This is a genomic window from Nonlabens sp. Hel1_33_55 (assembly GCF_900101765.1).
In the GTDB taxonomy this organism is placed as follows: domain Bacteria; phylum Bacteroidota; class Bacteroidia; order Flavobacteriales; family Flavobacteriaceae; genus Nonlabens.
In genome coordinates this window covers 3,147,044-3,167,478 of record NZ_LT627735.1, presented here as the reverse complement: position 1 = coordinate 3,167,478, position 20,435 = coordinate 3,147,044, and the positions used below count along the sequence as shown (strand labels likewise).

The following is a 20,435-nucleotide window of genomic DNA, read 5'->3' as shown; positions in this document are numbered from 1 at the left end:
TTAGAATTCAAAATATAAAACAGCAAATGCGGCGAGAATTGTTGCCATAATAACGCCACGTGCTTCATATGGTTGTACTGGTTTTCTAAATTTCCCGATTTTTCCCGTGAGGAAAAAGAAGAATAAAAGTACATTCAAAATGGCTCCTAATCCTATGAGCGACCCTATAAATCCTTGTTCTATTCCTTTTTCAATCACATATTCGAACTCTCTACCACTAAAAAAATAAACGTAAAGAAAAACACCGACAACATTTGCCAGCAATCCTAAAACAAATCCCTTTAGAATTTTAATTTTCAAATTCCCAGGTGTTTAGCTCTTTAATATAATGATGAGCGGTTAGGTCAAATTGAGTAGGTACAATGGAAATGAAATTATTCTCGAGTGCCCATTCGTCAGTATCTTCTCCTTTATCATCGTTGACAAACTTACCAGTAAGCCAGTAGTAATCGCGGCCGTAAGGATTTGTTCTTTTATCAAACTCTTCTACCCAATAAGCATTTGCCTGTCGACATATTTTGATACCATTAAGCTCCTCCTTGCTTGCTTTTGGGATATTGACGTTAAGGATTACTCCTTTTGCCATACCGTTTTCCAATACTTGCTTGATGATCTTTTCAACATAAGGTCGAGCCGGTTCAAAGTCTGCATCTGCATCATAGTCGCATAAAGAAAAACCTATAGCAGGAATTCCTTCAATCCCAGCTTCCATTGCTGCACTCATAGTACCACTATAAATTACATTAATAGCACTGTTGCTGCCGTGGTTGATACCGCTAATGCATAGATCAGGTTTCTTGTCAAGTATTTCATGACTTGCCATTTTTACACAATCCACAGGTGTTCCACTTGTAGTATATTCTTTATGATCGTAATCATGCAATTTGAATTCTTTTACATAGAGCGTGTCATTGATCGTGATTGCATGTCCCATAGCACTTTGAGGCTTGTCTGGTGCTACCACGACCACATCACCTAGTTTACTTGCGACATCTACTAAAGTCCTTATTCCCTTTGCGGTAATACCATCGTCATTGGTAACTAGAATCAATGGTCTTTTTTTATCTTTCATAGCTTTTTTAAGGTGGTTAAAATTAAGTAAATTAGCCGTCATCTGTCCATTTTGCTGCCTACTTTCAAGGATTGTAGTGTGGCACGATTTTTACACCTGAAGAAAGAGAAAATGAACAATCTTATGAGATTTCTAAAAAACAATATTGCTATAGGTATTATCACGCTTATGGTAGCGACTGCAAGCTGCAGTTTTATAAATAATGACATTGATCCAGGTGACAAGGAGAAGGAAGAATTACTGATAGAGCTTATAAATCATGTATTGCGTCGCAATCACTATGAGCCAGCAGATCTTACAGATCAATTTTCTCAGGATGTCTTCAAAAACTTTGTCTACGAACTTGATCCTGCCAAGCGCTATTTTCTAGCGAGCGATTATGAAGATTTTAAAACTTTTGAATTTTTGATCGATGATCAAATTAGAGATGGTCGTGTGGATATGTTCAATATTGTTTACGAGCGATTGCTGAAAAGAGAGAAAGAATCTGAAAAGATTTTCAAAGAAGTCATCAATGAGCCATTTGACTTTACTGTTGAGGAAGAAATTGATACGGATTACGAGGAGATAGCTTACGCTAAAAACCGTAAGGAACTTAAAAATCACTGGAGAAAGCTTTTAAAACTTTCTGCTATTGGAATATATAATGGTAAGATAGAGGCACAGGAAGGCAAATCTAAAACTGTAGATGACAACGATGAGGCGAGTGCGTTTAATAATGCTTCCCAAAATAGCGATCCAAAAACTCCTTTTAAGAAAAAATCTCTTGCAGAATTAGAGAAAGAAGCTCGTATGGAGGTCAAAAAATCCATGGAGGAAAATTTTGATTTAAGCGATGATGTGGAGCGTTTGGATTATTTCGCTTTGTTTTTAAATAACATCACGACACACTTTGATCCGCACACAAATTACTTTGCGCCACAAACTAAAGATAGATTTGACACTTCATTAAGCGGTTCCCTAGAAGGAATCGGTGCTCGTCTCCAGAAAAAAATGGATGACATCGAGATTATGGAGATTATTTCAGGCGGTCCAGCATGGACGAGTGGTAAATTGGAAAAAGGAGATCAGATCCTTAGAGTTGCGCAAGATAAAGATACCGTTGCCACCAGTATTGTGGGAATGCGTATAAGCGATGCGGTTGACTTAATCAAAGGCCCAAAAGGAACAAAAGTAACCTTGACTCTTAAAAAGGTGGACGGCAATATCAAGGATGTTACACTTGTAAGAGATGTAGTTCTTATTGAAGAAACATTTGCAAAAACCGCATTACTTCAAGATGATTCTATCAATTATGGAGTTATCAATTTACCTAAGTTTTATTTCAATCAGGAGAATAATGCTGGTAGAGCTGCAGGTGATGATGTAGCAAAAGAAATTGTAAAGCTCAAGGAAGAAGGAATGGAAGGTCTCATCATTGATTTAAGAAACAATGGTGGTGGTTCTTTAAGAGAAGTAATTGAAATGGCTGGCCTCTTTATACCAGAAGGCCCTATGGTTCAAGTAGGATTGAAAGGTAATCGCACTCAAACATTAAATGATGATGATGGTGGTGCCGTACTGTGGGATGGACCTTTAGTTATTCTTGTGAATGAATTGAGCGCGAGCGCATCAGAGATTCTAGCGGCTGCATTGCAAGATTATGATCGCGCGATTGTATTAGGAAGCAAACAAACTTTTGGAAAAGGAACGGTTCAGAATTTTGAAGATCTGAATCGTTATGTGAAAAGTTCAGAATTTGGAGATCTTGGAGCTTTAAAATTGACCACCCAAAAATTCTATAGAATCAATGGTGGTAGTACACAATTAGAAGGCGTGAAAAGCGATGTTATCGCTCCAGATCGTTACAGTTATATTGAAATAGGTGAACGCGATGAAGATTATCCTCTAGCTTATGATGAAATTCCAGCAGCTGACTATAAGAAATTCAAAGGCTACCTTAATTTGAAAGAAAGCATCAAATCATCACAGGACAGAATTAATAATAATGAGTATTTCCAACTTATTGACAAGAATGCAAAATGGTTGGCAAATCAGCGAGATGAAAGAATGATTCCGTTGAGTATTGATTCTTACAAGAAACGTTTAAAACGATTGGAAGAAGAAACTGATCAATTCAATAAACTTGATGAATACAAAAATGATCTTGCCGTTTATTCCCTAAAAGATGAGAAAGTCTTGATTGAAGCAGATTCAAGCCTGGCAGACAAACGCAAGCGCTGGCACAACTCTATCAATGAAGATATGTACATTGAAGAAGCTGTCAACGTATTAAAAGATCTCAAGACCAATACCATCAAAGGTAACGGTATGACCATCAAGAACTAAAAATGGCTGCAGGCAACTCAGTAGCATTTAAAACGCTCCAAAAACTTAGAAAAAGTTTTTGGGGCGTTTTGAGTTTATCCATCATTCTTGGGTTTGTAGTCATTGCTGTTTTGGCCTACGTTATTGCACCTGATGATAGCACATATGCTAACCAGATGCACATCTCCATTCATTCACAACCACCAGGATTTACGGCAGATTTTATTGAATTACCTGCCCAAAATACTGATGCGTCTTTTTCAGATTTGTGGAACGGGCACGATGCCAATACTACAGAGATTCCTTTTGCGGCGATTGATAGAAAACCCGACGGTATCTATTATAAGCCTTATGATGTAGATGAGCAGGAACAACCCTTTCAAAAGCTGGAATATGAGAATGCAGAAAATATGTCGTTATCTCGCTTTCGCGAAAGCTATACAACCTCAAAAACTTTTCTTCTAGGAACAGACAAATACGGTAGAGACCTGCTTAGTCGTATGATCATAGGGACAAGAGTGAGCATAAGTATAGGTTTTGTTGCGGTACTAATCTCATTGTTGATTGGTATTCCATTGGGAGCGATTGCAGGGTTTTACGGCGGCAAAATTGATGCTGCTATCATGTGGATCATCAATGTCACCTGGTCAATTCCTACCCTATTGATGGTAATTGCCATCAGCATTGCACTGGGAAAAGGATTCCTGACCGTTTTTATAGCGGTAGGATTAACCATGTGGGTAGAAATTGCGCGTGTCGTACGTGGACAAATGATCGTTGCCAAAGAATATCAATATGTTACCGCAGCTAGAGCCTTGGGATTCAATAATCTTAGGATTATAACAAGACACATATTACCCAATATTCTTGCGCCTGTAATTGTGATAAGTGCTGCAAACTTTGCTGCTGCGATCTTGATTGAAGCTGGTTTGAGCTTTCTGGGACTAGGCGCGCAGCCACCTATACCGTCTTGGGGCAGCATGATTAAGGATCATTACCAATATATAATTCTAGACAAGGCATACCTCGCAATTGTTCCAGGCATTGCAATCATGATACTGGTTATGGCATTTATGCTTTTGGGTAATTCTTTACGAGACGCCCTTGACGTGAAATCGACGTGATGAAGAAGACCATATATCCCATTATTGCTGTATTAATTTTAGTCAGCCTGTTTTTTGTACAACGTTATCAGAACAGTGAAATATCTGAAGAGAATATCAAAATCGCCTCAAAAAGCAACTATAGCTTATCGCGAGCAGATTTTATTCCCAATTCCAACAATCAGATTATTCATCATAAATCCTACAGTCTTTCTTATAATGAACAACATGAGCAAGCAGAATGGACGGTTCATGTATTAAGACCCAGCGATATAAAGAGAGCAGAATATAAGCGACCGTATTTTGAGATAGATGATATGGTAAGCACAGGTGCTGCTAGCTGGCGCAATTATAAGAACAGCGGTTATGATCGCGGTCATTTAGTACCTGCTGGCGATCGTCGTGGATCATTGGAAGATTATGAGGAAACTTTTCTAACCAGTAATATTAGTCCACAACGTCATGATTTTAATTCTGGAATATGGAATAGATTGGAACAGAAGGTTAGATATTATGCTCAAAAAGAAGATGGTATTTACGTGATCACAGGATCAATTTTAGAAAACAATCTGGAAAGCATAGGTTCTGAAAACGTAAGTGTTCCAAAACGCTTTTATAAGATTCTGTACAAAAGCTCAAACGGAAAAAAATCGATGCTAGCATTTCTCATACCTCATCAGGAGACCTCACAATCTATCTATGATTTTGTAGTATCAGTCGACTCCATTGAACAACTAACCGGTACTGATTTCTTTTCTCAGTTACCAGACAATTTGGAAGAAGATCTAGAACGAGCAACCAACCGATCTGGTTGGTAGATTTAGTGCTGATAGCTCATTCTATGAGCATCGAGTTTCACAAAAATGAAAAGAAGTAGCGTGAATCCCCACAAACTACTACCGCCATAACTCAAAAAAGGAAGCGGAATTCCTACCGTAGGTAATAAGCCCAAAACCATTCCCACGTTTACGAAAAAGTGAAGGAAAAAGATGCCTGCAGCGCAGTAGCCATAAATCCTAGCGAATTGATTCCGCTGCCGTTCTGCCATGATAATAAGCCTGTAGATGAGCAACATGAATAGAATGACCACCAATCCAGCACCCAACAACCCAAACTCCTCACCTATCGCAGAAAATATGAAGTCCGTATGTTGTTCTGGAACAAATCCTCCTTGAGTCTGCGTTCCTTTTAAGAGACCTTTACCCACTAATCCACCACTCCCTATCGCAATCTCGCTCTGGATGATGTTGTATTGAATCCCTTGACTGTCATCGACTCTGCCTAGAACAATATCAATCCGGTTTCTGTGGCGCTCGCTAAAGACATTCTCATAGATGGGACCAACTGCAAAGGCAAGTCCAACGCATGCGACCAGCGCAAGAAGATATATAGAGATTTTTGGCTTTTTAGAAACTCTTTTTTTATATCGCTTTCGCGAAAGCGAAAATATCATAGCCACTACTATCAAACTAGCTGCAGCAATCCACCACGGCCCTATGAGAATCGTTCCCATAAACACAGTCAACCCGATCAATCCCAGCATTAAAAACCAAATAGATAACCCCTCACGATGCAGGGCAAAGAAAAAAGCGACGTAAATCAGTGCACTTCCAGGATCTGGCTGCGGTACGATAAGAATCGCCGGCAGCATAACGATGAGCGAGGCAATCAAGAAATGCTTAACGTCCTTTACAGATACATCCAGCTGACTGAGGTATTTTGCGAGCGCTAATGCCGTGGCAAATTTTGCAAACTCACTGGGCTGCAATCTCAAACCACCAAAGCCGTACCAGGACTTTGCACCAGAAATCTCGACTCCAAAGAAGAAGAGACCAACAAGCGATATCAACGATATCACATAAATCACACCTGCAAATCGTTCAAAAAACTTGACTTCAATTGCAAGTACCACTACAATCATTACGATTGCTAGAATGATACGTAAAAACTGTTTACCGTAAACCTCATTAATGTCAAAAATGGATCCATGAGTTTCTACCGGTGCAGCGCTATAAATACTCACCCATCCCATAAGGACTAGCGCCAGATAAATCAATATGATACTGACGTCAAACTTGGGCTTGTCACCTATCGCACTGTTTAACACTAAAATGAAATTTGAGAAGGATCGTTGATGGTCACCTTGGGACCATCAACAGGTACTGGTGGTCCGTTAATTTTAAAGGGCTCACCACTATAGGGCTTTTTGTATTCCTGTTCTAATGTGTGATTGAGTACCCAATCTTCAAGGTCAGTTCTGGTAATCTCGCCTTTTAAGTGCTTCTCTATCATGAGACTTGCAATTTTGGCAGCATATCTGGAACCCCAGTATCCGTTCTCAATAAATACGGCAATTGCAATCTTGGGATCATCTTTAGGAGCAAAAGCAATGAATACACTGTGATCTGTGAGTTGAGTGGTGACACCATCGATTTTGGCAAAATTCTCAGCGGTGCCGGTTTTACCACAAACCTCAATTCCCGGAATCTGAACGCTTGATGCCGTACCGGTTTTATAAACCTGGTTCATTCCTTCCACTACTGGTTCAAAATATTTAGGATCAATGGTTGTGTGGCGCTTGGTAGTGTACTTTGAATCGGTAATGGTCTCTCCATCCTTTTTCTTGACAATGTGAGGCGTGTAAAAATAGCCACGATTCGCAATCGCCGCTGTCATGTTTGCTAGCTGGATAGGAGTTGCAAGAACCTCGCCTTGACCTATACTATTGGAAATCGTCGTGGTTGCATACCAATTACCATCAGGATACCATTTGTCATAATATTCACTATCAGGAACATTACCTCTACGGCCAGCAGGCAAATCATAACCTAGATAATTACCCAATCCAAATGATTTCACGTGATTGCTCCAGGCATCCATTCCCTCATGACTGTTCTTGTGTCCTTCAATGATCCTGCGGTAAACTTGGGCGAAATAAGCATTACAAGATTCGGCGATGCCTCGCTCCATCGACAACGGACTGCTATGACTGTGGCAACCCAATTTTTTTCTACCACCATAGGCATAACCATGGGCACAATAAAAACGATCTGTAGTTTTTACGGCATTCTCTTGCAGGCCTATCAGTGCGTTCAATACCTTGAAAGGTGATCCCGGCGCATATTGCGCTTGAAGACCTCTATCGTAAGTTGGTCTGGTTATCGTATCCCGAATAAGTGCATTAATATTTTTGGAACGGTCACGACCCATGGTGATGCTTGGGTCATAAAATGGTGCTGAGATCAAACTTAATATTTCACCCGTCTTAGGCTCAATAGCGACAATGCCGCCTCGCTTATTTTGCATTAATTGCTGACCATATTCCTGCAGCTTACTATCTAATGTGATTGTGAGATTGACTCCAGCTTGCGGAATGGTATCGTAAACTCCATTCTCATAAGAACTGATAGGTCGTCCGAAGTTATCTCTCAAATATCTTTTGACCCCTTTTTTACCTCGCAATTCTTTTTCATATTCTGCTTCAATGCCACTTTTTCCTTTGAGATCACCCATTTCGTAAACCTCATTTGCATCAATATCTAATTGATTTACCTCACGTATGTATCCTAGAACGTTGGCACTATGATCTACCAAATATTTTCTGAGTGATCTACGTTGGGTATAAAAACCTGGAAACTTGCGTAGCTTTTCCTGCAATGGCGCATATTCCATTTGGGTTAATTGAGGCATGATAACGCTGGGTTTGCGCCATGACCAATTTTTAGCTTTTTCGATTTGCTTTATCAAATCCTTTTTTTGCATTTGCAACAAGTTGCAAAGCTCTAAAGTATCAAAGACTTTGACCTCTCTAGGAACCACCATGACATCATAGGCTGTCTGGTTGGCTACCATTAGTTCACCGTTACGATCGTAAATGAATCCGCGTTCTGGATAATCAAAGACTGTTTTAACAGCATTCAATTCTGATTTGAGCTTTAATTCTTCACTAAACACCTGCAGGTAGACTAACCGTGCTAGAAACACGATTCCTGTAAGTGACACAAAGAATAAAAGCAATAATTTTTTCATGTTAAGACCTCTTGGGTTTTATTATAAGTAGCAGGACCATACTTAAGATTACAGACGCCGCTCCTACTGCAAACGTCATTTTAAGCCATACCCATATCTGAGAAATGTTAAATACGACCAATCCAAAAAATACAAGATGGTGTAGAAAAATACCAATCACCAGAAAGAGAAAAACTCTATCTAAACTCGTAGAAAGAACCTTGATATTTTTCATCAGATAACTTTCTCCATAAACCAACTTCAATAAGTATGGGCGGAAGAAAGTCAAGGTAAGACACGCTGCTGCATGAGCACCACCAGTATCTTGAAAAGTATCCATTATTAATCCGTATCCAAATGAGATCAATAAAAATGCCAATCGGTTATTTTCAAAAGGATATAAAAAAATAAAAAGAACGTAGATCATTGGATTTATGAAACCCAAAAAATTGATTTGATCCATGACAAAGATCTGGACTAGTAATAGTCCCACAAAGCGCAATGCGATTTTAAAGAAATCATTCATTGGTCAATGTATCAATTACTTTAAGAGCTTCAGTATCTCTATTTTTAATGACATAGACATGTCCTAAATCTGTCATATCATTAAATAACCTCACGTCAATTCTATATCTAGAACCATTGTCAATAAGTTCTGCATCTTCAATAATACCTATTTCAATATCTGGTGGGAACGTAGTGGATTGTCTACCGGTTATAATCGTATCACCTTTTGAAACCCGTGCAAGTCTTGGTACATCAATCAAACTCATTTTGTAGGGATCTGAACCATCCCAAACAAGAGAGCCTATCGTTGCCGTCCCTTTTATCTGGGCGTTCAATGAAATCTCAGAATTTAAAACAGAAATAACTCTAGAAAAACGATCACTTGAAACATCGATGATACCAACGATACCATTACTAGTTATCACGCCCATATCAGGATGAATATTTTGATTGTTACCTATATCAAGCGTGATATAGTTATCTAATTTATCGTAACTATTCTTTACTACTCTGGATGGTACTACCTTATATGGAGTATCTCCAGAAAACATAAATGTAGTTTCATCTCCCAAAAGAGTATCGCCTAATGCTAAAAGCTTCATACGCAGCCTAGCGTTCTCTTCACTTAAATAAGTATTCTGCCTATTCAGATCGAAGTAAGAATAGATATCGTTACGAACGCCTAAGATGTTTCCAGTCACATTACCTGTTGAATGGATAAAAGAATTGCGATGGTATTCGTGGGATTGAATAGTAAAAACAAGCGAAACAGAAAACAAGAAAAGGTACAACAGCAAGTTTCTGTACTTGATCAGAAAATTGATGATATGTTGCATTGTGAATTACTTGTTAGCTAATACGCTTTTGTATTTCTCCAGGTTTTTAAGAGTCAAACCTGTACCTCGTACAACGGCTCTCAAAGGATCTTCTGCGATATAAACAGGTAGATCTGTTTTTTGAGACAATCTTTTATCAAGACCACGTAACATAGAACCGCCACCAGCTAAATAAATACCCGTATTGTAGATATCGGCAGCTAACTCTGGTGGTGTTTGAGAAAGCGTTTCCATTACCGCATCTTCCACACGAAGAATGGATTTATCAAGTGCCTTGGCGATCTCACGATAACCAATCTTAACTTCCTTAGGCTTACCAGTTAGCAGGTCACGCCCTTGAACGTTCATTTCTTCTGGCGGCACTTCAAGGTCTTCGGTTGCGGCTCCTATCTGAATTTTAATTTTTTCTGCAGTACGTTCACCTACATAAAGATTGTGCTGGGTACGCATGTAATAAACTATATCATTGGTAAATACATCACCCGCAATCTTAACCGATTTATCACAAACGATTCCACCTAGAGCGATAACAGCGATCTCTGTAGTTCCACCACCTATATCAACAATCATATTTCCCTTAGGCTGCATGATATCGATACCTATACCTATGGCTGCTGCCATAGGTTCATGAATCAAATAAACTTCCTTACCATTGACACGCTCTGCACTGTCCTTAACGGCGCGCATTTCAACTTCTGTAATTCCAGATGGAATACAGATCACCATACGTAATGATGGCGTAAATAACTTTTTCTTGAGTGCTGGAATTTCCCTGATGAACATAGAAATCATCTTTTCACTCGCATCAAAATCTGCAATAACACCATCTTTCAATGGACGTATTGTTTTGATATTCTCGTGGGTTTTTCCCTGCATCATGGCAGCTTCCTTACCTACTGCAATAATCTTTCCTGTTGTCCTATCGCGGGCAACAATGGAAGGGCTGTCCACAACGACTTTACCGTTATGAACAATTAATGTGTTTGCCGTACCTAAATCGATGGCAATATCTTCTGTGAGGAAATCAAAAAATCCCATATAAATGAGTGGAAATACGTTAGTTACTAGGGTCTTGCAAAACTATAACAATTCTAGTGTTTAAAGTGTCTTGTACCCGTAAAAACCATAGCTATTTCGTTTTTATTGCAATAATCAATAGAAAGTTGATCCTTAATCGAACCGCCTGGCTGGATCACCGCCTTAATTCCCGCATTATCAGCTATTTCCACACAATCAGGAAATGGGAAAAATGCATCACTGGCCATCACGGCACCGTCAAGATCAAATTTGAAGGATTGCGCTTTATGGATCGCCTGATTTAGGGCATCAACTCTAGACGTTTGGCCGGTACCACTGGCGCACAGCTGTTTTCCTTTAGCTAGAACAATGGTGTTGGACTTGGTATGCTTGCAAATTTTAGATGCAAACAGCAAATCTTCGATCTCTTCCGCTGTGGCAATTCGCTCTGTGGCGTTCTTTAAATCTCCTTTTTCATCGGTTTTTAAGTTGGGATCTTGAACTAAATAACCATTCAAGGATGCTCGCACTTCTAGCTTGTTGGTATCTCGCTTTCGCGAAAGCGCACCATCGACAAGCTCCAGCATAATTCTATTTTTTTTGCCCTTCAATATCTCTAGTGCATCTGCATTAAAAGAAGGAGCAATCACGACCTCGCAGAAGAGTTCGTGTATTTTTTCTGCAGTTGGAACGTCGATCTCCTTGTTAGAAATCAAAATACCTCCAAAAGCAGATACAGGATCACCTGCAAGTGCATCCACATAAGCCTGGTGAATATTATCGCGTTGTGCTACACCACACGCATTGTTATGCTTGAATATCGCAAAAGTTGGTTTGTCATCCACAAACTCACTCATCAAATTCACTGCGGCATCTACGTCAAGCAAATTGTTATAGGAAAGCGCCTTACCATGAAGTTTTGTGAACATCTCATCAAAATTCCCGTAGAACCAACCACGCTGGTGCGGATTCTCACCATAACGCAACGGCATCACGTGTGTCTCGCTTACCTTAAGCGCTTTAGCTACATCATCACCAGCAAAATAACTGTAGATCGCGCTGTCATAGTGCGATGAAATATTGAAAGCCGTAGTTGCAAATTTCTTACGCTGCTCCATCGTCGTTTCACCATTTCCAGATTCAAGAACTTCAAGAAGCTCTTCATAATCATTCATTGTCGCGACACAAACCGTGTCCTTGTAATTTTTTGCAGCTGCTCTAATGAGCGAGATACCACCTATATCAATTTTTTCAATAATATCCTGCTCGCTAGCACCACTCGCCACAGTATCTTCAAACGGATATAAATCCACAATGACGATATCAATTTGTGGAATGTCATATTCAGCGATCTGTGATTGATCACCTTCATGCTCTCTTCTATTCAAAATCCCGCCAAAAACCTTAGGATGCAACGTCTTGACACGACCACCTAGAATGGATGGATAACTGGTCACATCTTCAACTGGAGTGACAGGAATTCCTAATTCTGTGATGAATTTCTCTGTTCCACCAGTGGAGTAAATAGTAATGCCCAGCTCGTTCATTTTTTGAACAACTGGGGCAAGTCCATCTTTATGAAATACAGATATTAAGGCACTTTTTGCGGAGATTTTACTCATGATTTTAAGGTAGCAGATTAATGAAGCATACAAAAATAAACCAATGACATCCTATAATCTTCCAACTAAGAGATAAGGTTGCATTGGTTTTTAACCATTGTTCAACATTTGAGCTTTGAGTAGGAACTAAAATCGATTTATTGGCGACTTTTGTAACATATCGTGAAGCTGTTTGTCTAATTAACCGTAACCAGAATTAAATTGCAAGAATGCTCATTTATCTAAGAGTTCTTAAAGAAAGTTTCTTTTTTGCACTCAACGCATTGCGCACTAATTTGTTACGAACCTTCTTGTCCCTTTTAGGAGTCACCATTGGAATCTTTGCCATCATTGGAGTTCTGGCAGCGATTGATTCATTGGAGAATGAAATTCAGGATGGCTTGAGCTCACTGGATATTTCAACTATTTACGTTTTGAGAATATCGTTTGGTCCAACAGAGTTGGAACCTTATCAGTTTCAAAATTTCCCTAACGTTTCCTATGAGGAATATCAAATGCTCAAACGCAGCGTTCCAGAGATTGATGCCATCAGCTATACCTTTTTCACCTCGCCTGAAAATATCAAGTTTGAGGAGAACACAGTGACTGGCGTTAGCATCCAACCACATACCGCCGATTTCTATGATCTTGAAAACCTAAAGCTCGTAGATGGTAGATTCTTCAATGAATCTGAGGATTTAAGCGGTTCTCCCGTGGTTGTACTAGGTTATGAAATTGCCCAAAACTTATTTGATAGTCAAGACCCTATTGGTAAGCGTGTTCGTTTATATGGGAATAAATTCACGGTCATAGGTGTTTTGGAAAAAGAAGGCGCCTCTGGAATAAGTATGGGACCTGGAAAGGATGAGTCGGCTTATATACCGGTCAATTTTATAAGACGTATTTATAGCGATAAAAACCAGAACACAACAACCGCGATGATCATGAAGCCAAAAGCTGGAACTGATCTAGACGAATTCATGGCAATTATCGAACAACGTTTACGCAACGCTCGAGGATTAAAGAGTGAGGACATCAGTACGTTTTTTATCAATCCGCTGAAGGGTTTTGCAGATTTTATTGATCAGGTTACTGGCGTGATGACGTTAATTGGAGTTATTATTTCTGGATTCTCCATGCTCGTGGGTGGTTTTGGGATCGCAAACATCATGTTTGTAAGCGTTAAGGAACGAACCAACCTCATCGGTATTCAAAAATCACTGGGTGCCAAAAGCAGGTTTATCCTATCTCAGTTCCTATTTGAATCGATTATTCTAGCCATATTCGGTGGATTATTTGGATTGTTCTTTGTCTGGCTGGGAACGGTAGTGGCCAACTCCATTGCAGAAGATTTCCAATTCATCTTATCGCTAAACAATATTATTTTGGGAACCAGTATATCTGCGATCATAGGTTTACTGGCTGGTATCATTCCTGCGATTTCGGCATCGCGTATGGATCCTGTAGAGGCGATTAGGACTGGGATGTAACTACCTATAATGATGTTTTTCCTAAATTAAAACTGTATTTTCTGGGCGTTCCAAAGGCTAAGGCCTTTGTCGGGCTATCCACTTCAATCTTTTTGCAGCTGCCGCCTCAAGGCGACAGCTGCAAAAAGGATTTACGTTTCTATCCCTAACGCAATGGCTTAAAATGATACAAACCTCAATAGGTTGTCAAGTAAATAAACCTTTAACGAGCTTCCGCGTTATTTTGAGATTTAGTGCCTTCCTCATTCCAAACATATTCTTCCAGAACATACAGATGTTTTCCTAAATTCTATATTTGCATCAAAACTTAAGCTCTTTTGGAAGATCAATTTAAGCTAACCGAAACACCTCAACTCAAGCCAAAACTAACTGCCTCATGGCAAGCACCATCGAATATTGCGCTGGTAAAATACTGGGGAAAGCACGGCACGCAGTTACCTGCTAATCCATCCATTAGTTTTACTCTCAATGATTGTCGCACGATCACCACATTGACCGCTACACAGTCTGATCATCACAGTTTTGAGGTTTTACTTGATGGTAAGCCCAAACCATCTTTTGCACCTAAAATAGAATCCTATTTCAAACGCATCGAGAACTATTCTCCATGGATCAAGAGTTACAAATTCAAGATTGAAACAACAAACACGTTCCCGCACAGCAGTGGTATCGCAAGTAGCGCAAGCAGTATGGCAGCAATGTCATCCTGTATTGTAGCGATGGAAAGTGAGTTGACTGGAACTAAGATTGACAAGAAAAAAGCAAGCTTTCTGGCTCGATTAGGATCTGGTAGTGCCTGTAGAAGTCTTGAAGGCAAATTAGTCGTTTGGGGCGAGCATGCAGATACGGCTGGTAGCTCAGATCTTTATGGTGTCGACGTTAGTGTGAATCTACATCCTATTTTTCAGGATTTTCAGGACACCATCTTGTTAGTGGACAAAGGCGAGAAAACCGTAAGTTCAACGTTAGGTCATGAGCTTATGAACGGACACGCTTTCGCGAAAGCGAGATTCCTACAAGCCCACAGCAACCTGACCGAAATCAAGAAATATCTAGCTAGCGGCGATCTAGACGGATTTATCAAAATAACGGAAAGTGAAGCGCTAACGCTACACTCCATGATGATGACGTCGCATCCCTATTTCATGTTGATGAAGCCCAACACGCTGTCAATCATCGAGGAAATATGGAAGTTTAGGAATGTAACAAAAACGCCAGTCTGCTTCACGCTAGATGCTGGTGCTAACGTGCATATGCTCTATCCTGCAGCTGATAAAGAAGCTGTTGAAGAATTGATAAAGAGTAAATTAGCGCAATATTGTCAAAATGAGCACTATATTTGTGATCATATAGGCAACGGTGCAAGCGCTGTTTAGACCATATATTTATGAAAGGACCATTATTCTATTCAAAGATTCTACTTTTTGGTGAGTACGGTATCATCAAAGATTCCAAAGGACTTTCCATTCCCTACAATTTTTATAAAGGCGCCCTCAAAATCGCCGAAAATCCAGACGAAAAAGCGCTCGCTTCAAATGCCAGCCTATCACGTCTAGCAGATCATATTGAGGAATTAGTTGAAAATGATGTGGATTTTCCTGCTTTTGATATAAAGGCAATGCGCAATGATGTTGCAACTGGAATGTACTTTGACAGCAGTATACCTCAAGGATACGGTGTAGGAAGCAGCGGTGCGTTAGTAGCATCAATTTATGATAAATATGCGATCAACAAGATTACGGTTTTAGAAAATCTAACTCGTGAAAAGCTGTTGATACTGAAAGATATTTTTGGTAAAATCGAGAGTTTCTTCCATGGGAAAAGTTCTGGATTGGATCCTTTAAATAGTTATTTGAGTTTACCTATTCTTATCAATAGTAAAGAAGATATTGAGCCTGCAGGCATACCGTCACAACTGGCGACTGGTAATGGTGCCGTCTTTTTGTTGGACTCTGGAGTTGTTGGTGAAACAGCGCCCATGGTCAACATATTCATGGAGAACATGAAGAAAGAAGGTTTCCGTAAGATGTTGAAGGAGCAGTTTGTAAAATATACCGATCTGTGTGTGGAAGATTTCTTGAGCGGTGACGTGAAAGGCCTTTTTGGCAATGTCAAAAAACTTTCTGGAACGGTTCTAGATAATTTCAAACCTATGATTCCTGCACAATTCCATGTTCTATGGAAAAAAGGATTGGACACTGGTGATTATTACCTAAAACTCTGTGGTTCTGGTGGTGGTGGCTACATTCTAGGTTTCACAGAAGATCTACCCAAAGCACAAAAAGCATTGAAAGATTATAAACTGGAAGTGGTTTATAATTTTTAAACATTGATAAATAAACTAGAAAGCTCCCAATCATATCTGATTGGGAGCTTTTTTATTAAAGACAATTAAAAGCTTATCTGGAAACTACTTCCAGAATACTTTGCGCAATTTGTTGCTGTCCCTTTTCACTAGTGATGAGTTCACGATCGTCCTTATTATTCAGATTACCTAGTTCTAGCATTATGCTAGGAGTAGCATTTTGCTGTAGGATTTTAAATTTTGAGGCCTTAGGGTTTGTAGCCTTCAAATTCGTCGCTTCAGATAGGTTTTTCAGTAATTCCTTGCTTAAAAGAGTTACTTGGTCTTGATTCTTATAATTTTCAGAGTAAAAAGCATTCAGCAATCTAGCATCGCCGTTTTTATGTGATCCAATATGGATTGAAATAAATAAATCAGGATTTATAGTCATTATCTTTTCTACACGTTCTTCTAAGCTCAAAAAACCCGAATTCTCATTCAAAAGTTCGACAACCACATTCTCATTATTCCCAAGCGTCTTGATATGTTCAGCAATCGCCCTGTTGATTTCATGTTCTGTTAGGTCTTCAAATACAGCCCCTTTATCTACTCCACCGTGACCTATGTCCAGCAAAATGAGTCTAGGTTTGTTAGCGTTGGAGAAAGACATAATAAGACACAAACATAAGAGTGTCAAAGCCGAAAAAATAGTTCTGGATAATTTCATGATATAGTTGATTAGGTTGAAATCAAAACGTTGTCCATCAGCAACTATTGATTGGGCGATTAATCCTAGGTCAAATTAAATTCCAGAACTTCATAAATCGCTAACTTTGAATCATGGCAACTTCATCAACCGTCGCACACCGTAAATCCAACACCAAACTATTGACGGTTAAGGTTTTGAGCCTATTCTCTAGTGTCAGATTATACAATATAGGTCTCATAGCGATTGCACAATTGTTTGCTACCATATTTATAATAGCCCACAATACTCCCATCAAAGAAATCCTGACTGATTATAAGTTGTGGCTCATTATAGTAGCTTCTGCGGCGGCAATTGCTGGTGGCTACATCATCAATAATTTCTACGATCGGGAAAAAGATCTTATTAATAGACCCCAAAAAACCATTCTTGAAAATCAGGTCAAGCAATCGACATTGTGGACGGTTTATTTCACCTTGAATGGAGCTGCCTTTATTATGGGAATGATCGTCTCGTGGCGCGCTGGATTATTCTATGCGTTATACATCACAGCAATGTGGTTCTATTCCCATAAGATAAAAAAGGTGCTGTTTGTAGGCAACCTGATGGCTGCGGCACTTGCTATAACTCCGTTTTTTGTGCTATTCATGTATTACAAAAATTTCTATCCAGTGATTTTGGTTCACGGGTTATTCCTATTTCTAATCATAGGAATGCGAGAATTGATCAAGGATCTGGAAAACCTGCGTGGCGATCTAGCACAAAATTATCAGACGTTGCCAGTAGTGTTAGGAGAACGTACCTCTAAAAAATTCTACACAGCACTGACCATTATTACATTCTTACCCGTAACAGCCCTCATATTAATCTTTGAGACCGGTTACATGGATTATTATTTTGCGTTTATAACTGGAGCGTTGTTGGTTTGCTTACCCTTATTATGGTCTTCCAGACGTAAGCGTGAATATCTACTGATTCATTTTATACTCAAAATCATCATCGTCGCTGGTGTGTTTTCAATTCTCCTTATTGATTTACCGGCAATCCTTGATAGAATCCAAACCTTTTTATGAGTGACTCCACTATAAAAGTCGCCTTAGCACAGATCTCACCGGTTTGGTTGGATCGTGATGCAACCCTAAATAAGATTTTGAAAACACTCAAGGATGCTAAATCCCAAGGTGCAGAATTAGTTGTTTTTGGTGAGGCGTTGTTGCCGGGTTATCCTTTTTGGCTGGCCCTAACTGATGGTGCCGCGTGGAATAAAACGGTGGTCAAGGAGCTTCACCGACACTACGCATTAAATTCGGTAGATATTGAGCGAGGAGATCTTGATGATATTTGCGCTTTCGCGAAAGCTAACAACATAGCCATCTATATAGGAATCATCGAACGTCCCGGCGATCGCGGTGGTCATAGTCTGTATGCTTGTTTGGTTTACATTGACCAAAACGGAATCGTACAAAGCGTACATCGCAAACTCCAACCTACCTATGACGAGCGACTCACGTGGTCTCCAGGTGACGGCAACGGATTAGTTACCCACAAACTAAAGGACTTTACCGTCAGCGGTCTTAATTGCTGGGAAAATTGGATGCCTTTGCCACGCGCTGCCATGTATGCGCAAGGAACTAATCTTCATGTCGCGGCCTGGCCTGGAAGCGATCACAACACAAAGGATATTACTAGATTTATAGCTCGTGAGGGCAGAACTTACGTTTTATCCGTTTCCAGTATGATGCTCAAAGAGGATTTCCCTGCAGGAACGCCGCACCTGGAAGAGCTTTTGGAAAATGCACCAGCGGTATTGGCAAATGGCGGTAGCTGCATCCCAGGACCCGATGGCGAGTGGATCATAGAGCCGCAAATTGGAAAAGAAGAATTGATCACAGCAACACTCGACCTCAACCGAGTTTACGAAGAGCGTCAAAACTTTGATCCTTCAGGTCATTATTCCAGACCAGACGTCACACAATTACACGTGAATAGGGAACGACAATCGACTGTTAAGTTTGATTAATCATTAATGTGGTAATGTGGTAATGTGGTAATGTGGTAATGTGGTAATGTGGTAATGTGGTAATGTGGTAATGTGGTAATGTGGTAATGTGGTAATGTGGTAATGTGGTAATGTGGTAATGTGGTAATGTGGTAATGTGGTAATGTGGTAATGTGGTAATGTGGTAATGTGGTAATGAAATTGTGATTTTTAAGTTGATGAGCCAATTTTATTGCGGTGTCTTCTCCATAAATTATCAACGAACTCCTTACAACGAATTACTTAGTTCATTGGATTATTTTCGACTTTAACATCAATACAATTAATCCCGTCAATTAGATCTTTTGTCTTTTGCCTTTTGTTTCTTGACTCATGTTTCTAGTTTCTTCTCTTTTCTTTTCTATTATCTCTTGTTTCTCCTCTTTCCCCTCGTTTCTAATCTAAATTCATTTAATTTTTCTTTTGAACTCCGCTCTTGTCAAAAATGTATCTTTGCAAAAAATTAGAGTGATGAGTAGAGGCAATGAAGGATCTAGTGGTAAAGGCATTGGCCGTCAAGGCGGTAAGTCCAATTCCAACAGTAAAGGTGGTAATAGGAGAAATGCTGGTTCACAGGATCATAAAAGCAATACTTCCGGACGCGGCAGCGCTTCCACAAAAAATACACGAGGTGGTAAGAACCAAGTCATTGGTACTTCCAGATCTGGTAATCCTGTGACGAAGAAAGAATACATCGATCGTAAAAAGAAAGAAGGAACCGTTACTAAGAAGAGTTCGGCTTCTGGAATTCGTCTCAATAAATACATTGCAAATAGCGGTCTTTGCAGCCGTCGCGATGCAGACATCTATATCGCTGCTGGTAGTGTCACGGTAAATGACAAGCCGGTGACTGAAATGGGTTTCCGTGTGCAGCCGTCTGATGAAGTTAAATTTGATGGCCGTTCTGTGGAGCCTAAAAGGAAAGAATATTTCCTACTTAATAAGCCTAAAGGATTCATCACACCTAGAACTGGTGAAAAGCAAAGCAAAACGGTAATGGATCTTATGGCTAGTGCATCTGCTAGTAAGTTGCATTACATAGGTCGTCTAGGAAGAAAGTCATTGGGTCTGATGATATTTACCAATGATCTAGAGGTTGCCAATTCTATGAATAACCCTAAGAAGAAACTTCGCAAAATCTACCATGTTGCACTCGACCGTAGTTTCAAACATGAAGATCTTATGAAAGTGCGCAATGGAGTGACGATTGAAGGCGAAGAAATAAAAATTGAGGATATTAATTATGTTGATGGCGGCAAGAACAACGAAATAGGTATTGAAATACACAATGGAAAGGACAACATCGTCCAGCGCATTTTTGATAGTGTTGGTTATGAAGTAGTAACCCTTGATCGAGTTGTGATAGGTGGCTTAACTAAAAAGGATCTACCACGTGGACACTACAGGTTGCTCAACAAACAAGAAATCATCAACCTCAAGATGCTTGCATAATTTAATATTTGTAT

At 39.7% G+C, this 20,435-nt stretch carries 19 protein-coding genes; 9 read left to right on the top strand and 10 right to left on the bottom strand.

The window, feature by feature from the left end; all coding sequences use genetic code 11:
* Together BLO34_RS14170 and surE are read right to left on the bottom strand one after the other, a co-directional pair.
* On the bottom strand, positions 1–300 hold the full coding sequence (locus BLO34_RS14170) for a hypothetical protein (RefSeq protein ID WP_090756244.1): 300 nt from the start codon (positions 298–300) through the stop codon (positions 1–3).
* Positions 290–1,072 (bottom strand): 5'/3'-nucleotidase SurE, encoded by a 783-nt coding sequence (gene surE, locus BLO34_RS14165; RefSeq protein WP_090756716.1) that lies wholly within the window; start codon positions 1,070–1,072, stop codon positions 290–292. Before surE ends, BLO34_RS14170 begins: the two co-directional genes overlap by 11 nt.
* 123 nt (positions 1,073–1,195) lie before the next feature.
* Between surE and BLO34_RS14160 the strand changes: the two genes are divergently transcribed.
* From BLO34_RS14160 to BLO34_RS14150, 3 genes are read left to right on the top strand one after another with little or no spacing between them, the layout of a single operon-like run.
* Positions 1,196–3,400, top strand: coding sequence for a carboxy terminal-processing peptidase (locus BLO34_RS14160; RefSeq protein ID WP_090756714.1), 2,205 nt, complete (start codon positions 1,196–1,198; stop codon positions 3,398–3,400).
* 2 nt (positions 3,401–3,402) lie between these two features.
* Positions 3,403–4,503 (top strand): ABC transporter permease, encoded by a 1,101-nt coding sequence (locus BLO34_RS14155; protein ID WP_090756242.1) that lies wholly within the window; start codon positions 3,403–3,405, stop codon positions 4,501–4,503.
* The gene (locus tag BLO34_RS14150; protein WP_090756240.1) at positions 4,503–5,300 is read left to right on the top strand and encodes a DNA/RNA non-specific endonuclease; all 798 of its coding nucleotides are present in this window, start codon (positions 4,503–4,505) and stop codon (positions 5,298–5,300) included. The genes BLO34_RS14155 and BLO34_RS14150 overlap by 1 nt, the downstream gene beginning before the upstream one ends.
* A 2-nt stretch (positions 5,301–5,302) precedes the next feature.
* Here the strand turns inward: BLO34_RS14150 and rodA are convergent, their stop codons facing one another.
* From rodA to purH, 6 genes are read right to left on the bottom strand one after another with little or no spacing between them, the layout of a single operon-like run.
* Positions 5,303–6,589 carry a rod shape-determining protein RodA gene (gene rodA, locus BLO34_RS14145; RefSeq protein WP_231959520.1) on the bottom strand — a complete coding sequence of 429 codons (1,287 nt, stop codon included), beginning with the start codon at positions 6,587–6,589 and terminating at the stop codon, positions 5,303–5,305.
* Complete coding sequence (gene mrdA / locus BLO34_RS14140; RefSeq protein WP_090756238.1) at positions 6,589–8,511, bottom strand: penicillin-binding protein 2; 1,923 nt, start codon at positions 8,509–8,511, stop codon at positions 6,589–6,591. The genes rodA and mrdA overlap by 1 nt, the downstream gene beginning before the upstream one ends.
* Before the next feature lies 1 nt (position 8,512).
* A complete protein-coding gene (locus BLO34_RS14135; RefSeq protein ID WP_231959519.1) occupies positions 8,513–9,016 on the bottom strand; it encodes a hypothetical protein in 504 nt (167 codons plus the stop codon).
* Complete coding sequence (gene mreC, locus BLO34_RS14130) at positions 9,009–9,833, bottom strand: rod shape-determining protein MreC (RefSeq protein WP_090756237.1); 825 nt, start codon at positions 9,831–9,833, stop codon at positions 9,009–9,011. Before mreC ends, BLO34_RS14135 begins: the two co-directional genes overlap by 8 nt.
* A 6-nt stretch (positions 9,834–9,839) precedes the next feature.
* The gene (locus tag BLO34_RS14125) at positions 9,840–10,871 is read right to left on the bottom strand and encodes a rod shape-determining protein (protein ID WP_041496037.1); all 1,032 of its coding nucleotides are present in this window, start codon (positions 10,869–10,871) and stop codon (positions 9,840–9,842) included.
* A gap of 53 nt (positions 10,872–10,924) precedes the next feature.
* Positions 10,925–12,472 carry a bifunctional phosphoribosylaminoimidazolecarboxamide formyltransferase/IMP cyclohydrolase gene (gene purH / locus BLO34_RS14120; protein WP_090756234.1) on the bottom strand — a complete coding sequence of 516 codons (1,548 nt, stop codon included), beginning with the start codon at positions 12,470–12,472 and terminating at the stop codon, positions 10,925–10,927.
* A 209-nt stretch (positions 12,473–12,681) separates the two neighbouring features.
* On the opposite strand from purH, the gene BLO34_RS14115 reads away from it, so the two are divergent.
* From BLO34_RS14115 to BLO34_RS14105, 3 genes are all read left to right on the top strand, one after another.
* Positions 12,682–13,941 (top strand): ABC transporter permease, encoded by a 1,260-nt coding sequence (locus BLO34_RS14115; RefSeq protein WP_090756232.1) that lies wholly within the window; start codon positions 12,682–12,684, stop codon positions 13,939–13,941.
* A gap of 317 nt (positions 13,942–14,258) precedes the next feature.
* Positions 14,259–15,317 (top strand): diphosphomevalonate/mevalonate 3,5-bisphosphate decarboxylase family protein, encoded by a 1,059-nt coding sequence (locus BLO34_RS14110; protein ID WP_090756230.1) that lies wholly within the window; start codon positions 14,259–14,261, stop codon positions 15,315–15,317.
* An 11-nt stretch (positions 15,318–15,328) separates the two neighbouring features.
* Positions 15,329–16,267, top strand: a complete 939-nt coding sequence (locus tag BLO34_RS14105; protein WP_090756228.1) for a mevalonate kinase — start codon at positions 15,329–15,331, stop codon at positions 16,265–16,267.
* A gap of 73 nt (positions 16,268–16,340) precedes the next feature.
* Here BLO34_RS14105 and BLO34_RS14100 read toward each other — a convergent pair whose 3' ends face one another.
* Complete coding sequence (locus tag BLO34_RS14100; protein ID WP_172823974.1) at positions 16,341–16,895, bottom strand: N-acetylmuramoyl-L-alanine amidase; 555 nt, start codon at positions 16,893–16,895, stop codon at positions 16,341–16,343.
* 170 nt (positions 16,896–17,065) lie between these two features.
* Here BLO34_RS14100 and BLO34_RS14095 point away from each other — a divergent pair, with 170 nt between their 5' ends.
* Positions 17,066–18,004: a geranylgeranylglycerol-phosphate geranylgeranyltransferase gene (locus BLO34_RS14095; protein ID WP_090756224.1), complete on the top strand. Its 939-nt coding sequence runs from the start codon at positions 17,066–17,068 to the stop codon at positions 18,002–18,004.
* The gene (locus BLO34_RS14090) at positions 18,001–18,951 is read left to right on the top strand and encodes a carbon-nitrogen hydrolase family protein (protein WP_090756222.1); all 951 of its coding nucleotides are present in this window, start codon (positions 18,001–18,003) and stop codon (positions 18,949–18,951) included. Before BLO34_RS14095 ends, BLO34_RS14090 begins: the two co-directional genes overlap by 4 nt.
* Here the strand turns inward: BLO34_RS14090 and BLO34_RS14085 are convergent.
* Entirely contained in the window at positions 18,948–19,157 is a 210-nt protein-coding gene (locus BLO34_RS14085; protein ID WP_090756708.1) for a hypothetical protein, read from the bottom strand. The two genes, BLO34_RS14090 and BLO34_RS14085, sit on opposite strands and share 4 nt — an antisense overlap.
* Positions 19,158–19,440: 283 nt before the next feature.
* Here BLO34_RS14085 and BLO34_RS14080 point away from each other — a divergent pair, with 283 nt between their 5' ends.
* Positions 19,441–20,421, top strand: a complete 981-nt coding sequence (locus BLO34_RS14080) for a pseudouridine synthase (RefSeq protein WP_090756221.1) — start codon at positions 19,441–19,443, stop codon at positions 20,419–20,421.
* Positions 20,422–20,435: the final 14 nt, after the last annotated feature.

Coding starts and splice junctions, on each gene's coding strand:
- BLO34_RS14105 (WP_090756228.1), top strand. CDS start 15,329: ATGAAAGGACCATTATTCTATTCAAAGATTCTACTTTTTGGTGAGTAC.
- BLO34_RS14100 (WP_172823974.1), bottom strand. CDS start 16,895: ATGTCTTTCTCCAACGCTAACAAACCTAGACTCATTTTGCTGGACATA.
- BLO34_RS14150 (WP_090756240.1), top strand. CDS start 4,503: ATGAAGAAGACCATATATCCCATTATTGCTGTATTAATTTTAGTCAGC.
- mrdA (WP_090756238.1), bottom strand. CDS start 8,511: ATGAAAAAATTATTGCTTTTATTCTTTGTGTCACTTACAGGAATCGTG.
- BLO34_RS14125 (WP_041496037.1), bottom strand. CDS start 10,871: ATGGGATTTTTTGATTTCCTCACAGAAGATATTGCCATCGATTTAGGT.
- BLO34_RS14155 (WP_090756242.1), top strand. CDS start 3,403: ATGGCTGCAGGCAACTCAGTAGCATTTAAAACGCTCCAAAAACTTAGA.
- BLO34_RS14080 (WP_090756221.1), top strand. CDS start 19,441: ATGAGTAGAGGCAATGAAGGATCTAGTGGTAAAGGCATTGGCCGTCAA.
- purH (WP_090756234.1), bottom strand. CDS start 12,472: ATGAGTAAAATCTCCGCAAAAAGTGCCTTAATATCTGTATTTCATAAA.
- mreC (WP_090756237.1), bottom strand. CDS start 9,833: ATGCAACATATCATCAATTTTCTGATCAAGTACAGAAACTTGCTGTTG.
- surE (WP_090756716.1), bottom strand. CDS start 1,072: ATGAAAGATAAAAAAAGACCATTGATTCTAGTTACCAATGACGATGGT.
- BLO34_RS14095 (WP_090756224.1), top strand. CDS start 17,066: ATGGCAACTTCATCAACCGTCGCACACCGTAAATCCAACACCAAACTA.
- BLO34_RS14160 (WP_090756714.1), top strand. CDS start 1,196: ATGAGATTTCTAAAAAACAATATTGCTATAGGTATTATCACGCTTATG.
- BLO34_RS14090 (WP_090756222.1), top strand. CDS start 18,001: ATGAGTGACTCCACTATAAAAGTCGCCTTAGCACAGATCTCACCGGTT.
- BLO34_RS14135 (WP_231959519.1), bottom strand. CDS start 9,016: ATGAATGATTTCTTTAAAATCGCATTGCGCTTTGTGGGACTATTACTA.
- BLO34_RS14115 (WP_090756232.1), top strand. CDS start 12,682: ATGCTCATTTATCTAAGAGTTCTTAAAGAAAGTTTCTTTTTTGCACTC.